Annotated in this window: 13 protein-coding genes; 2 read left to right on the top strand and 11 right to left on the bottom strand. The window is 45.6% G+C overall.

The window, feature by feature from the left end; all coding sequences use genetic code 11:
* Positions 1 to 83 precede the first annotated feature (83 nt).
* From APAR_RS00480 to APAR_RS00455, 7 genes are all read right to left on the bottom strand, one after another.
* Positions 84 to 1,244, bottom strand: coding sequence for a sensor histidine kinase (locus APAR_RS00480; RefSeq protein WP_012808187.1), 1,161 nt, complete (start codon positions 1,242 to 1,244; stop codon positions 84 to 86).
* Positions 1,237 to 1,905 (bottom strand): response regulator transcription factor, encoded by a 669-nt coding sequence (locus APAR_RS00475; protein WP_245526053.1) that lies wholly within the window; start codon positions 1,903 to 1,905, stop codon positions 1,237 to 1,239. Before APAR_RS00475 ends, APAR_RS00480 begins: the two co-directional genes overlap by 8 nt.
* Positions 1,906 to 2,094: 189 nt before the next feature.
* Positions 2,095 to 2,742 (bottom strand): TlpA family protein disulfide reductase, encoded by a 648-nt coding sequence (locus APAR_RS00470; RefSeq protein ID WP_012808185.1) that lies wholly within the window; start codon positions 2,740 to 2,742, stop codon positions 2,095 to 2,097.
* Between the two features lie 73 nt (positions 2,743 to 2,815).
* Positions 2,816 to 3,733 (bottom strand): 4Fe-4S binding protein, encoded by a 918-nt coding sequence (locus APAR_RS00465; RefSeq protein WP_245526052.1) that lies wholly within the window; start codon positions 3,731 to 3,733, stop codon positions 2,816 to 2,818.
* A gap of 79 nt (positions 3,734 to 3,812) precedes the next feature.
* Entirely contained in the window at positions 3,813 to 3,980 is a 168-nt protein-coding gene (locus tag APAR_RS07335) for a CD1871A family CXXC motif-containing protein (protein WP_012808183.1), read from the bottom strand.
* Positions 3,981 to 4,785: 805 nt separating this feature from the next.
* Entirely contained in the window at positions 4,786 to 5,277 is a 492-nt protein-coding gene (locus tag APAR_RS00460; protein ID WP_012808182.1) for a DUF5067 domain-containing protein, read from the bottom strand.
* Positions 5,278 to 5,558: 281 nt separating this feature from the next.
* Complete coding sequence (locus APAR_RS00455) at positions 5,559 to 5,990, bottom strand: Dps family protein (RefSeq protein WP_012808181.1); 432 nt, start codon at positions 5,988 to 5,990, stop codon at positions 5,559 to 5,561.
* A gap of 322 nt (positions 5,991 to 6,312) precedes the next feature.
* Between APAR_RS00455 and asnA the strand changes: the two genes are divergently transcribed.
* Positions 6,313 to 7,314: an aspartate--ammonia ligase gene (gene asnA, locus APAR_RS00450; protein WP_012808180.1), complete on the top strand. Its 1,002-nt coding sequence runs from the start codon at positions 6,313 to 6,315 to the stop codon at positions 7,312 to 7,314.
* Positions 7,315 to 7,480: 166 nt separating this feature from the next.
* Positions 7,481 to 8,953 (top strand): zinc ribbon domain-containing protein, encoded by a 1,473-nt coding sequence (locus APAR_RS00445; protein WP_012808178.1) that lies wholly within the window; start codon positions 7,481 to 7,483, stop codon positions 8,951 to 8,953.
* 161 nt (positions 8,954 to 9,114) lie between these two features.
* On the opposite strand, the gene APAR_RS00440 is transcribed toward APAR_RS00445, so the two are convergent.
* The 4 genes from APAR_RS00440 to APAR_RS00425 form a co-directional block, all read right to left on the bottom strand.
* The gene (locus APAR_RS00440) at positions 9,115 to 9,450 is read right to left on the bottom strand and encodes a PTS lactose/cellobiose transporter subunit IIA (RefSeq protein ID WP_012808177.1); all 336 of its coding nucleotides are present in this window, start codon (positions 9,448 to 9,450) and stop codon (positions 9,115 to 9,117) included.
* A gap of 55 nt (positions 9,451 to 9,505) precedes the next feature.
* The gene (locus APAR_RS00435; RefSeq protein WP_012808176.1) at positions 9,506 to 9,802 is read right to left on the bottom strand and encodes a PTS sugar transporter subunit IIB; all 297 of its coding nucleotides are present in this window, start codon (positions 9,800 to 9,802) and stop codon (positions 9,506 to 9,508) included.
* A gap of 76 nt (positions 9,803 to 9,878) precedes the next feature.
* Complete coding sequence (locus APAR_RS00430) at positions 9,879 to 11,318, bottom strand: PTS sugar transporter subunit IIC (RefSeq protein ID WP_012808175.1); 1,440 nt, start codon at positions 11,316 to 11,318, stop codon at positions 9,879 to 9,881.
* Positions 11,319 to 11,341: 23 nt separating this feature from the next.
* Positions 11,342 to 12,739, bottom strand: coding sequence for a glycoside hydrolase family 1 protein (locus APAR_RS00425; RefSeq protein WP_012808174.1), 1,398 nt, complete (start codon positions 12,737 to 12,739; stop codon positions 11,342 to 11,344).
* Between the last annotated feature and the right edge of the window lie 20 nt (positions 12,740 to 12,759).

The raw sequence follows: 12,759 nt of genomic DNA, 5'->3' as shown, positions 1-12,759 counted from the left end.
CAACTATTTTAGCCATTGTACTTCTCGCCATTAGCTGCCATTCATCTTATCTATGAGCGGCAGTGTATGTGAAGGGTTAAGCGCTACTCAGAGTCTATTGCATCAACCAGTGGAATCCTAATGGTAAACACAGAACCCTGTGGGGTATTTTCGGAGACTGTAATGGAAGCTCCGTGTCGCTTTAAGATAGTTTTAACCAGCGAGAGACCAATGCCCGCACCGCCAAATTCCCTAGACCTAGATTTATTTACCCTGTAGAACGGCTCAAAGACAAGCTCTCTTTGCTCAGGCGCAATACCTACTCCTGTGTCGGCAATTGTAACAAGGCATTCTTGGCCCTCAGTCTCCATGGCAATGTTAACTGATCCCTCTTTATGGTTATAGCGAATAGCATTCTCTACCAAATTATAAATAGCTCGGTATAACAGATTGGCATTTCCCTTAACAGTAAGATTTTGTGCCTCAGATGGCGTATCAGAATGTGCATCAATCTGCGTGTTAACCTGCACGTTGACCATATTATTTTGAGCAACCGGTTCAAGATCATCCACAACTGTCGTAATTACCGCATCAAGAGAAACGTCCTCAACCTCTCCAAGCTCAGATGTCTCCGTAAGCTCTAACAGGTTGGCGATAATTGCAGACAAACGATCAATGTATGTCTCCATCGTATCTACAAGCTCGTCATATTCATTCTGTTTGCGTTTCTTTTTCTTAAAAACGTCAAGTTTGGTTCGCAGTACCGCAATTGGCGTTCTAAGCTCATGAGCCGCACTAACCGAAAAACGACTCTGCATTGCAAACGCTTCATCTAACTGATCAGTCATTTGATTAAATGACTTAACTAGCTCCTGAACCTCTTCTCCACCACCCTCAATCTCAATGGAATCAGACAATGTATCAGGACCAATTTCTTTCATATGAGCAGAGAGTTGTTGAACTGGTTTAGTATAGTGACCTGCTAAAAGATAGGCCGCACAGCTGCCAGCAATAATCACAAAGAACAAAATGCCCAACGCATCAAACAAAATAGAACGCTCAATAGCACCTACGTCTAAAACAATAGAAAGGGCTCCCTTGTTGATAGCATTAGCTGCCGCTAGTTCCAACAGCTCAGACGTCGAGCGGTACACAAGCCAAGTTAAAACAACGCAGCAACATACTAAGAGAGCCACCATAAGAAAGGTGAGCTGAGCTCGTATTGAGCGCATTGGTTTTGGGGTTATCTCACTTATCTTAATCATCGCTATCCTTCTTAAAGCAATAACCCTCTCCTACTTTGTTGGAAATTGGGTCATATCCAAGAGCTTCTCGCAACTTTTTTCTAATAGAGAAAATGTGAACACGCACGGAATTACTAAATAAATCCACGTTGCTGTCCCATGCATGAGCCATCAACTCTTCACTGCTTACAACCGCCCCGGCATTTCGCATCAAATACTCCAAAATCGCAAGTTCTTTCTTGGTAAGGTTGACCTGAGCATCTCCAACAAAAACTTGTCGAGCCGTAGTATCAAATCGAAGTTCTCCTAATGTCAACGAAGCTTCTCCGTGAATATACTCACGACGCAAAAGCGTCCTAATACGTGCTTCTAGCTCGCCAAACGCAAAAGGCTTAATTAGATAGTCATCAGCACCCGCATCCAGTCCAACAATACGATCAGACACTGATGAACGCGCAGAAAGAATCAATACCTTAGTCTCTGAGTGCTCCGATCTAAGCGTACGCAGTAAATCCAGACCATCAATGCCAGGAAGATTAAGGTCAAGCAAGATGAGGTCATATTGCTCAAGCTGAGCCATCTCAAGAGCCTGAGTGCCGTTGTCGACAAGATCAACGTAATAGCCATCAAGCTCAAGACCCTCTCCAATGGAGGCGAGAAGTTCTTTTTCGTCTTCTACCACTAGGATCTTCAAGTCTTCCCTTTCAAGTGCAGATTGATACCATTCGCAAGTATTAGAGTACGCCTGGGCCAAGCTTAACTGACTCAGCCCAGACGTAATCTCTACGATATTTCAAATGCTAACCGATTGAGCTGTACGCGAGAAGAACTTCTCGCCGTATGCCGTAAGCGGTATGTAAGTTTCTAAGAACTACTTCGTCTGAGCAAGAGCCTGGTCAACACGCTTCTGGAGCTCGCTACCCTGAAGCTTGGTGGCTCCACCAGTGATTGGGTCACCTACAAGCTTACCGTTCTGATCGATAACCATAGTGGTTGGGAATGCTGTCAGGCCTTCGATAACATGGCCGCCATCACTGTGTGGATCAAGTGCAAGGTTTCCGTAAGTAACACCCTGCTTCTTAAGGATATCCAGTGCTTCCTTCTTGGCATCGTCTGTGTATGCAGCCTCTGCATTTACACCCAGAACATTGACACCCTTGTCTTTATAGGTCTCAGCCAGCTCCTGGAGCATTGGCATCTCCTGAATACAGCCAGTGCAACCATTGAACCAGAAGGTCATAACGGTAACCTTATTCTGTCCAAAAACCTTATTGTCGTAAGTAGTACCGTTAGAGATATCTGTTGCCTTGAAGTCCGGGAAGGTGTCGCCGTCCTTGAGATGGAGTTTTGATGCGGCCTCAGGTGGAACTGCACCGGAATTCTGCTGCTCGGCAGTTGGAGCAGTTGTGTTACCTGTGTTGCCAGCGTTGCCAGTGCCGCCAACACTGCATCCAGCTAACGTAACTGCCATAACCAGGCCAACGACATACGTTAGGGATTTTGTTACAAATTTTTTCATTTCAGATTCCTTTCTGTCTTTTCTACGCATAAAACGTAGTGATACACATTTTTATGACAACTACTTACAAGGATTAGTCAGTACTTTCTGCTTTCAGCGGTTGCTTTTTCGAACTTGCCGTCTGGCAATCTGCCAAGTGCTTTGCTGTAGCAATCTTTTCCGAGTGTTCGATTTTCTTGTTGATTAACAAAAGCTTTGCGTCAATCGCATGAACAGGACAAACTTTGATGCACTCTCCGCAACGAATACACTCAAGAGCCGCATTATTCTTAGTAATATCTACGTCCATCTTGCATGTACGTGCACATTTTCCGCAGCTTACACAAGTATTCTTGTCAACTCGATACTGCAAAATTGAGATGCGATTAAACAGAGAATAAAAAGCTCCAAGCGGGCAAATCCATTTGCAGAAGGGGCGGTAAAACATGATGCTCAGCAGCACAATGGTGCACAGAATGCTGAACTTCATCGTGAAAAGTTTGCCAAGAGCCGCCTTAATACTACTATCTGCCAGAGAAAGCGGAATTGCTCCCTCCAAAATTCCCTGTGGACAAACGTACTTGCAGAAATAAGGCTCTCCCATCCCTACAGCGTTTTGAATCAAAGCTGGTAGAGCCCAAACGAGCACAATCAAAATAACGTATTTCAAATAACGCAAAGCTTTGAGTTTTTTAGTGCTGAATTTTTTAGGGAACGGGATCTTGTGAAGAAGATCTTGTACCCAGCCAAACGGGCATAGGAATCCGCAAACAAACCTACCAAGCAAAGTTCCGATAAGAATCAAAATACCCGTAATGTAATACGAGAAACTGAATTTAGATGACCCAACTACCGCCTGAAATGCTCCAATGGGGCAAGCTCCCGTGGCTGCTGGACAGGAATAGCAATTAAGTCCAGGGACACAGACTGACTTTGCAGGACCGGTATAGATGGTTCCCTTGACAAAATTTGGCAGGTGAGGATTGGTCAGAAAGGCTGCACATGCCTGCACGAACCCTCTTTTGGTGACGAATTTCCACACTTTCTTTCCAAGAGATTTAATCCCCGAGAGTACTTTCACTGCAGGTCACCTAGCCAATACCTACGCACTCAAGGCAGATTCGTACCGCTTTTCCCAAAACAGTCTGAACCTCTCCACGAGATGCGCCATAGACTACAAACACACAGCCTAGCAACATAAATAAAATAGGTAGAATTCGTAGGCGACAGCTCCAGCCGCAAGCTTGTTTTGATTCCATAGATACTCCCTTCTCCTGCTATCCAGTACAACAGAAGGGGTGTTAAATCACTGTTAAGCTAATTTAATTTTTCCGGGAAGAGTTATAAATAGCTGCTCAAATATCTTTTAAATTTCTACGAGTATCATGGCAATGCCAATGACCCTTAAGTACATCTTGAATGTGGCTTAAGTACGACCCAAAAGATGCCATGAAGCTTTTTATATAAATATCCGAACTTATATAATATGCAATCACATAAAACCGCAGGTATACAGCATGCAAGAAAATCGGATCTTCTCACCATCGGTTCGCGAGGTAAATTTCGGGTCCGCAAAACACAGCAATGTCGGATATTCTGCCAAAAAGACCTATACATGACGCAGAAATTACCACAAACATGCAGATTATCGTCATTAGATGTATAAAATGCCCGCATCTGAGCAGAATATCCGACTTAGGTGTGTTCCATAGATACAGAATTTATCGATAGTTAAATTTCTTATATAATTCTATTCATTCTCTAGCATATTGGATCAAGTTTATACATATAAATGCATATCAGACAGTGTGATCTCCTAGCTGCCTGGCTATCTTGATTAGGAACATGTTGATTCTTCAGCAGAACATAAGAAAGCTGCGCTATTTGTACGCCAGGCTTAAAAGCCGGCGTTAGCACGTTGCAGAAAAAAGCTGGTAATCCTTACAGATTACCAGCTTAAGGTCAGCGTGTTTCTCTCGCTTAACAGGCTAAAGCCGGAAACTAAAAAAGAGAGCCATCTTGCGGTAGCTCTCTTGAAGTAACTATCTAGCTATGATGACGCACTTACTGTAGACTAAAAGTCTGAGCAGCAAGCTTATCCTTACCAAAGAGTGGATACACTTCAACCTCAACATCAGACGAGCTAATAAGCTTGTAAGCTTGCTCAACATCAAGGCTTGTTCCAGTCTTAATCTTTTTCGCAGTGCTTTCCCAATTGACCTCACCGCTAGTTATAACTGCGACTTCAAGCTGCTGGCCATCCTGATACGCTTCAACTCGTACTGAACTCATAAATGAAGTGGTCTCATCAGAGTTATTTGTGAAATTGAACGTGATTTTTGCTGCTGGATCGCCATTGTAATCAGCAATCTGCGTAAGCGTGCCAATGGTCACCGCATACTTTTCTGGCTGCTTCTCTTCCGACTTCTTTTGATCTTCCTTCTGCGCATCAGAAGTAGACGTGGATGTTGTGTCGCTGTTTCCGCAGCCCACCAATCCAAGAGCAAACAAACTAGAAGCACCTGCATAAATGAACTCGCGACGTGTTAAAGACATAATTCCTCCCATGTTTGATGTGTCTTTTATCTGTTAAACGCCTTTTTGAACAAGAACACTTACTACAGTGCAGATAGTAGTTATTGAATTGCGGTCATGTGTCCACTACGTTGGACAGTTGACTAGTTTACGAAACATTGCACGCTACAATACGCCACAAAAAATGCCGCCGGAAATCCGACGGCATTCATGGAACATACGGGAAAGAAAGAAACACAACGTTTAGCTGGTTGTTTACTAAGGGTTAAGCTTATTACTCACCCGAAGGTTGTTCACCAAACTTACTTGTTGGACTGCTTAATCATCCAAATGGTCTTGGAGAGAAGAGCGATGTGCTCGTCCATTGCTGCAGAAACAAGGAAGTTGTCCTCAGCGTCTGCATCCTTCTTGATTTCCGCTGCAAGTGTGCGAATTGCCTCGTAGTCAGCAAGAATTGCCTTGAAAATCTCCTGTGGGCTTTTGAAGCCTTCTGCAGCCTCGGAAAGAGTTGCATTCTTGAGGAAGGAATCCATAGAGCCAAGTGGAGAGCCGCCGTTCATCAGAATAAGCTCGGCAACCTCGTCAAGCTGATCATACATTGCACCATAAACCTCGTCGAGGTCAGTATGCACGTTGTAGAACGAAGGACCACTGACGTACCAATGGAAGTTGTGAATCTTGTGGGCCTCAACAGCGTAGTTAGCGAGAAGAACATTGAGCTTATCGTTTAGCATAGTTAAAACCTTTCTGTTAGATATATTATTTAGTTAACTAGTAATTATTACTAGTTAACTGTTATATTTCCGAAAATAGTTAGACTATACTGACTTTTTCAAAAATTTTTAGAAATTTTCTCGACTGTTATGCTGAGACATTAATATCGTGCGACAAGCTATTTAACTCACTTTCCTACCTATATATAGAATCTCTCCAGTCACTGAATGTACGTCTTTTTGACAAAACGGTTAAATCACACGAGTTTCTCGCCAAAGGGTTAAAGAAAGAAGGCAAAATCAGCGCATTCAAATTTTTAGCGCTCTCTTGCAAGGAGACCACATGACCAAGATTCCCGAGGGCTACCGTTCAAGCCTTTCCCTCTACGATACACAGAAAGCTATTGAGCAGGTCAAGAACGTATTTCTGACCAAACTGTGCGCTGCACTGAAGCTGTCGCGTGTCACTGCACCGCTCATCGTTGATCCGCTTACTGGCATGAACGACAACCTCAATGGTGTCGAGCATCCCGTTGCCTTTGATCTACCTAACGTTGGCAAAGACGCCGAGGTAGTTCAGTCGCTTGCTAAGTGGAAGCGCTATGCACTGTGGCGCTACAACTTTGCCGTCGGCCGCGGCCTGGTTTGCGATATGAACGCTATCCGTCGCGATGAACAACCCGATAACCTGCACTCCATTTACGTGGACCAGTGGGACTGGGAACGCATCATTACGCAGGACGAGCGCAATACCGATACGCTAGAAGACGCTGTCTGCCGCATTGTCGAGGCAATCTGCGGTACGCTCGACGAGCTCAAATGGCACTATCCCCAGCTCAACACACAGCTTAGCCGAGAAGTTACCTTTGTAACCTCGCAAGAGCTCGAGGACCTCTACCCTACTCAGACGTCTAAACAGCGAGAAAATCTGTTTGTTCGCGAACATCCAACCACGTTTATCGTGGGCATTGGTGGTGCCTTAAACTCTGGCCAACCTCACGATTTTAGGTCTCCCGACTACGACGATTGGTCACTCAACGGCGACCTGCTGTTCTGGGATGAGACCTTAGACTGTGCTGTTGAGATTAGCAGTATGGGCATTCGCGTTGATGCCGAGGTACTTAAGTCGCAGCTGGCAATCGCTGGATGCGAAGACCGCCTTAAGCTGCCGTTCCATAAGATGCTTATTGACGGTGAGCTGCCTTTTACCATTGGCGGTGGAATTGGCCAAAGCCGTCTCTGCATGCTACTACTAGAAAAAGCGCACGTTGGAGAGGTGCAGGCGTCTATTTGGGACAAGAAGACTGAAGAACGTTGTGCAGAAGCAGGGGTTTCTCTGCTTTAAGCCGTAGGTTCAAACGTGCAGCTTTGTGCCATATCACTCCACTCTCAGCATCTACAGCTGTTCCCAAAACTAAAAACATTTTGGCGTTTCTCCTGTTAACGCTACAATAGTAACCCAGTACAACTAAAAGCCACTGAGTCTAACTGGCGATTTAAGGAGCGACTCTATGAATTGCCCCAATTGCGGAGTTGAAATTGATGAGCACACAAATTTCTGTCCCAACTGTGGACAGAAGCTTTCAGACGCCGCGGATGTTGCGGATGTTGCAGACACTGCAGATGTTGCAGACGCCGTGGATGTTTCAGACGCCGTGGATGTTGCAGACACTGCGGATGTTGCAGACGCCGCGAATGTCGAGAAAACCGATGCGCCTGCTGAGTCTACAGGACCTACACCAGAAACCGCACCCGACAACTCCACCACAGCCACCGAGGTTATCGCACCAGCAGAGTCTGATACGCCAACTGAAACGGTAACTGACCCAGACGCTACCATCCTCGCAGAGCATCCAGCTGATGACGCAGCTGATGACGCAACCGATGAGGAATCTACAACCTTCATTAACGACCCTGACCGCATCAACGTCTTTACCACCGACGACCTTGATTCAACTGCCATTTCTCACTTTGACCCTTCACAGTTCACCGTCATTTCAAACGGACCTAGCTCTGTTGAACGCAAACAAACCAAGGACGGTTCGGACACGCTCCGCAAAGTTGCATTTGGCTTGCTGGCAGCCGTCTTAGTCGTAGGCGCATTGGCCATTGTATGGGTCATCCACTCTCATCAAGACGATGCAGCCAGGCGCAACGCTGTCCAGCAGCGTATTGCCAGTTATCAAGAGCAAATCAAAAGCGTTGACGTTAATCCAACCAGCGACAGCAGTCGTGTTGAACTTCTCAACCAATACGAGAAGCTCGATCAAATTGAAGAGCAAATCACTGGTGACCAGAAAAATGGCCAGTTCCGCCTTCCAAACGGCACCGATGACTCAAGTGTCAACGTCCTAAACAGCTCAATCTCGGATGGGCAGAAGAAGATTCGCGACTGGTTTGAGGCCGACTACAAGCGCAGGCTGGCTGCAAACAGCTTTAACGATACCGATTCAGCAACCACGCTTGACCTCAAGTCCGTTGCTAATAGGCTTGTTGAACTGCAGGCTCTTCTCGGTGACATAGAGAACGAGAAGGAAATCTGGGGCAATGATACCGGCACTAATTCAACATATGACTCATACCACTCTCGTGTTTCTGACCAGATAAAGAAAGGTGAGAGTCTAAAATCTGGCGTGACTGAGAAAAACAAGAACGAGCAAGAGAAGAAGGATAAGGACAAAAAGTCCGAGGAGGACCGCAAGAAAGCCGAAAAGTGGGTTGGTACCTATAGCGGAACCGGCACCGACGGCAAATCTATGGAGGTTGTCATCCAGAAAGATGGCACGGTCCTTTGGCGTATTGGTGGTCAGCCTGAGGTTCGCGGAACCTGGACCGGCGACGAGAGCAAGCTTGAGCTTAACTTCAATGGTCAGGTTAGTGGCAGAAGCGAGCCTTTTACCCTCTCCTCTACCGACGGCGGCAAAACCGTTTCTATCAGCTCTCAAAGTAGCACGTGGAACACAGATACGCTTTCTAGAAAGTAACGCTAACTAGAAAGCAGCACAATATACCGCAAGGCGCACAAAGGCGAGAAGACCAATTGATCTTCTCGCCTTTTTATTTGTCTGAGGTGAATGAGAGCTACTTTACAGACCAAGCGCTTAGCAGCCAAGCACCAAAGCGCCTAGAATGTTTTTCTCGCCAGCTATTTTTTAAGTAGCTTCTCGTACACATCAATAAAGTCCTCAGCAATGATGCGGAAAGACTCAGCCTGCATAAGCTGATCTTCGGCGTGGAGCAAAATGAGCGAGAACTCAACGTTACTGTTGTCGATTGCAGACTGCTGAAGCATATTCAAGTGCGTGCCGTGACCCTCATTGAAGATTTCTGTACCCGCAAGAACATCTGCGCGAGCACCTTCAATATCGCCTGCTTTTGCCTTCTGGATTGCGCCAATATACATTGACTTTGCAGTTCCAACGGTAGCAATAATCTCAAAGGCTGCTTCTTGTGTAGCAGTCATGCCGTCATCTAAAGCCATTTTTACCTCATACTCTTCTTTTGAGCACCTGAGAGCTCACAAAATCTTTTACAGCTTATTTAATAAGCTCAAGTGCATCGTCAAGAATCTTTGCAGCGTTCATCCTACCGTAATCAACCATAGGAATAACAGCTACAGGAATAGATCCTGCTGCAGCCTCAACATCTGCCTTTGCATAAGCAATCTGAGGTCCAAGTAAAAAGACATCTGCGCCATCAATAAGCTCGAGTGCCTTATTAAGAGGATTTGCAATAATCTCTGCATCTAAACCGCGAGAAGCAGCCTCTTTCTGAAGCTTCTGGACAAGCAAACTGGTAGACATCCCGGCGTTGCAAGCAAGTAAGATTTTCATGTGATCTCCTTCTGATAAGCCAGCCACCTAATACGATGGCTGGCTTCAAGTGATACTCAGATTATAAGCTTACAAACTACTCTGCATCCTGAGCTTTCTCTGCAAGAGCCTCAGCCTGCTTGACCTGTGCGCGCTCGGAGATCTTCATAAATGGCAGGTAAATTGCCATTGCGAGAAGAACCTCGACGATCTGCCAAATAACAGCACGAACGTCGCCACCGGTTGCTAACCAACCACTCAAAAAGACTGGAGTGGTCCAAGGAACCATTGCAACGCAAGGGCTAATCCAACCAAGGTTGGTGAGCAGGTAGGTCAGACCGATGAACAAATCTGGTACAAGAACAAATGGAATCATCAAAGGAAGGTTAAAGACAATTGGGTAACCATAAATAACTGGCTCGTTGATGTTAAAGATACCTGGGAGAAGAGAAAGTGCCGCAACGTCTTTAGAAGCCTTGTTCTTGGAGAAGATAAAGGTGTCAAAAAGCAGCATCAGAGTACAACCAGAACCGCCAATCAGCGCAAAGGTGTTGATGATCTGCATGTTCATGTAGTGATCCTGAGGGATTGGCTGACCAGCTGCGAAGGTTGCCATGTTGTCAACAATAAGCATGGTCAGGATTGGCTCAATCAGAACACCAGAGATGGTGGACTGGTGAATACCAAGGCAGAAGAGAAGGTTTGCAAAGGTGTAGATGACGATGACAGCAAATGGACCAGCATTCATAAGGCCCTTCAGTGGGGCGGAAATGCTTGTTGCAATGATGGTCATAAGGTCAGTACCTGCACAAACTGCAAGAAGAGCAGAAGCAATACCAAAAACACTCAAGGTCAACATCATAGGAATCATGGTGTTAAAAGAATCTGCAACCGCTGGTGGAACACCCTCACCAAGGTTGACCTTCAGCTGTTTAACGCTAGAGAGCTTAATGAAAATTGTGGTCGAAAGCAGGCCAATAATGATTGCACCAAACAGACCGTTAGTACCAGTGAAGGAGGAGGAAAAAGCGCCTGTTACATCGACGCCAGTGACTGCATAGTCATTTGGCAGAAGCTTAGCAACCTCAGCCACAGGAAGTGTTACTGCTGCAGCAGCTGCGTTAGCAGCGTTAGTTGCGTGAAGAACAGCGCCTGCGGTGGCAACAATGCTCTGAGGCATCATGATAATAAGAGCAGCAATGCCAATAACAACGCAAGAAATTGCGTTTTCAAAACGCTTATTACGAGCAAGGCAATAACCAATGATGCCTGCAAGAATAACTGCCGAGAAACTCAGAGTTCCCTGAGCAATCGCTGCACCCCAAACCTTGAAATTAGCCAAGGTGACTGGATCATTAGCAAAGATGAGTGGGAACAGAACGTTGTTGATCAGTACTGCAATACCAGCCAAAATGTAAATTGGGCTGACAGTTGCGAATGCATCGCGTAGGCTTCTCAAGTGAACTTGATTGCCTACTTTTGCAGAAACTTCTGCAAATTTATCTAGAAACGATGCTTGGCCATTATCTTTTGCCATGAACAAACTCCTTTCACGAGTTTCTAGTCAACTATATGTGTAGTGGCAATTTGTTTAAGCCACTTAGCTGATTTCTTAAGACGACGGTTGTAGTTATCTTCCAGATCTACCTCAATAAAGCCATAACGGTTCTTGAAAGCATTTGCCCAAGACCAGTTATCAATGATGGCCCAGTAGTGGTAACCACGACATTTTGCGCCGTCCTGAATTGCACGGGCAATCCACTCAAGATGGCGACGAACAAAATCAACACGGTAGTCGTCCTGAATTACACCGTTTTCATCTTTTTTAAGATCTTCTCGCTCAACACCCATGCCATTCTCAGAAACAAACCACTCAAGCTCTGGATATTCATCGCGAACCTTCATAGCAAAGTCGTAAAGACCTTGTGGGTAAATTTCCCAACCACGAGAAACATTCATCTCTGCTTCTGGCCAAACATACGGGTCAGCAAAGTTTGGAATGCCATTTTCATCAGTATCTTTTGCAGGAGCCTGAATACGCTCTGGATGGTAATAATTGCAGCCCAACCAATCCACAACTCCATCGGCAAGAATGAGCTTATCCTCAGGGCGAATAGGCAGGTCAACACCACGAGACTGCAGCGTATCAATGACATCCTGTGGGAGTTCTCCCTTAGTAACTAGGTCAAGCCACCAGCGAATGTTAACGCCATCGGTCATACGCAGCGCCTCAAGGTCTGCTTCTGATGGATTGTCTTTGGTATATGGTGGTGCAAAGCAATTGATAAGACCAATGCGAGAATCCTCAAGCATAAAACCTGCTGCTTTTGCGCGACGATACTCGCGGACACCAAGCGCATGAGCAAGCGAAATATTGTACTGAACAGCACGAGCGCGGGAATAATTCTTTACAAAAGGGAACCATCCGCCAACGGTATAGCGCATCTCAGGCTCAACAATTGGCTCATTAAAAGTAAACCAGTAACGAATCTCTTTACCAAAAGTCTCAAACGCAATACGTGCATAATGCGCATATGCCTCAACTACCTCGCGAGACTCCCAACCACCGCGATTGAAGAGGTATTCAGGCATATCAAAGTGATAGAGATTTACAAAAATCTCAATACCAACCTTCTTTGCTGTAGCAAAGAGCTGATGATAGTACCTCTCACCCTCTGGATTAAGGTTTCCATCGATATCTAAAAGGCGACTCCACTGGATAGAAGTACGAACTGAGTCCATTCCTATTGACTTAAGAAGCTCAAAGTCCTCTTCCATTCTGCTGCTAAAATCATTGCCACCATAAGACCCTACGCGGTTGTGAAAAGCGGTGATGTCAAGGTTAGACCAAGTATCCCAAATGCTAGGGATTCTTCCGTCATCTTGCCATCTGCCTTCAGTTTGTGGGCCAGACATAGCCCCGCCAAAGAAAAAGTCTTTAGGAAGCTGATATTGCATAATTGCCCTTCTCTCTTGTA

The organism is Lancefieldella parvula DSM 20469 (genome assembly GCF_000024225.1).
GTDB classification, from domain to species: domain Bacteria; phylum Actinomycetota; class Coriobacteriia; order Coriobacteriales; family Atopobiaceae; genus Lancefieldella; species Lancefieldella parvula.
The sequence above is the reverse complement of the archived record's forward strand: the minus strand, read 5'-3'. Positions and strand labels throughout refer to the sequence as shown.

What these genes read in the sequence shown, in the direction of transcription:
- APAR_RS00480 (WP_012808187.1), bottom strand. Translation starts at nt 1,244, where the DNA reads ATGATTAAGATAAGTGAGATAACCCCAAAACCAATGCGCTCAATACGA.
- APAR_RS00470 (WP_012808185.1), bottom strand. Translation starts at nt 2,742, where the DNA reads ATGAAAAAATTTGTAACAAAATCCCTAACGTATGTCGTTGGCCTGGTT.
- APAR_RS07335 (WP_012808183.1), bottom strand. Translation starts at nt 3,980, where the DNA reads ATGGAATCAAAACAAGCTTGCGGCTGGAGCTGTCGCCTACGAATTCTA.
- APAR_RS00460 (WP_012808182.1), bottom strand. Translation starts at nt 5,277, where the DNA reads ATGTCTTTAACACGTCGCGAGTTCATTTATGCAGGTGCTTCTAGTTTG.
- APAR_RS00455 (WP_012808181.1), bottom strand. Translation starts at nt 5,990, where the DNA reads ATGCTAAACGATAAGCTCAATGTTCTTCTCGCTAACTACGCTGTTGAG.
- asnA (WP_012808180.1), top strand. Translation starts at nt 6,313, where the DNA reads ATGACCAAGATTCCCGAGGGCTACCGTTCAAGCCTTTCCCTCTACGAT.
- APAR_RS00445 (WP_012808178.1), top strand. Translation starts at nt 7,481, where the DNA reads ATGAATTGCCCCAATTGCGGAGTTGAAATTGATGAGCACACAAATTTC.
- APAR_RS00440 (WP_012808177.1), bottom strand. Translation starts at nt 9,450, where the DNA reads ATGGCTTTAGATGACGGCATGACTGCTACACAAGAAGCAGCCTTTGAG.
- APAR_RS00435 (WP_012808176.1), bottom strand. Translation starts at nt 9,802, where the DNA reads ATGAAAATCTTACTTGCTTGCAACGCCGGGATGTCTACCAGTTTGCTT.
- APAR_RS00430 (WP_012808175.1), bottom strand. Translation starts at nt 11,318, where the DNA reads ATGGCAAAAGATAATGGCCAAGCATCGTTTCTAGATAAATTTGCAGAA.
- APAR_RS00425 (WP_012808174.1), bottom strand. Translation starts at nt 12,739, where the DNA reads ATGCAATATCAGCTTCCTAAAGACTTTTTCTTTGGCGGGGCTATGTCT.